The organism is Pseudomonas vlassakiae (assembly GCF_014269035.2).
Classification (GTDB): domain Bacteria; phylum Pseudomonadota; class Gammaproteobacteria; order Pseudomonadales; family Pseudomonadaceae; genus Aquipseudomonas; species Aquipseudomonas vlassakiae.
Map to the genome: position 1 here is coordinate 1 of NZ_JABWRP020000051.1, position 1,213 is coordinate 1,213.

The window sequence follows — 1,213 nt, forward strand, 5'->3', positions numbered from 1 at the left end:
AGGTCTGATTGGCGCCGATGGTGATGGTCTGGCCATTGCTCAGCGTGACGGTCACCGCCGTTTGTGCAGCGTTGCTCAGGGTAGCGGTGTAAACGATCTGCCCACCTTCGGCCACGCTTGGTGTCGCCGAAAGCGAAACCGTCGTGGTGTCCAGGACATCCGTGATGCCAGTGCTGACTGGTGCCTGATTGGCGACCAGGTTTTCGTAGTTTCCGCCGCTGACGCTGGTGATGCTGTTGGTGACCGCCGTATGGCCTTGATAGACGTCGTTGGTGACGGCTTCCGTGGCTGTACCGGAGGACTGCCCGACTGGGATGGTGATGGTCTGGCCGTTAGCTAGGCTGACTATGACCGGGCTACCGGTGACCGGCGCATTTACCGCGGCGGTATAGACGATAGTGCCACCCTCGGCCACGGAAGGCGTGGCGGTCAGGGTGACAGTAGTGGTGTCTTGTACATCGGTCACGGTGGTGCTGACAGGAGCCTGGTTGGCGACCAGGTTCTCGTAGTTGCCACCGCTGACGCTGGTGATGCTGTTGGTGACTGCCGCGTGGCCTTGGTAGACGTCATTGGTCACGGCGCCCGTGGCGGTGGCGGAGCTTTGGCCAACCGGAATGGTGATGGTCTGCCCGTTGGCCAGGCTGACTATGACTGGGCTTCCGGTGACCGGAGCCCCTACTGTGGCGGTGTATATGATAGTGCCACCTTCGGCCACGGAAGGCGTGGCGGTCAGGGTGACAGTGGTGGTGTCTTGTACATCGGTGACAGTGGTACTGACCGGTGCCTGATTGGCGACCAGATTTTCGTAATTGCCACCGCTGACGTTGGTGATGCTGTTGGTGACTGCCGCGTGGCCTTGATAGACGTCGTTTGTGACGGCGCCCGTAGCTGTACCGGAGGACTGCCCGACTGGGATGGTGATGGTCTGCCCGTTGGCCAAGCTGACTATGACCGGGCTGCCAGTGACAGGAGCGCCCACTGTCGCCGTATAGATAATGGTCCCGCCTTCGGCCACGCTGGGTGTCGCCGTCAGTGATACCGTTGTGGTGTCTTGCACATCGGTCACGGCGGTGCTGACTGGTGTTTGGTTGGCGACCAGGTTCTCGTAGTTGCCACCGCTGACGCTGGTGATGCTGTTGCTGACTGCCGCGTGGCCTTGGTAGACATCATTGTTCACGGCCCCGGTGGCCGTCCCTGAACTCTGACCAACCGG

The 1,213-nt window shown here is 61.2% G+C and carries 1 protein-coding gene; it reads right to left on the reverse strand.

Annotated features, from left to right (window positions below):
- Positions 1–1,177: immunoglobulin-like domain-containing protein (locus HU738_RS25730; protein ID WP_217871544.1), on the reverse strand; the 1,177-nt coding region annotated here is incomplete at its 3' end.
- Positions 1,178–1,213 lie beyond the last annotated feature (36 nt).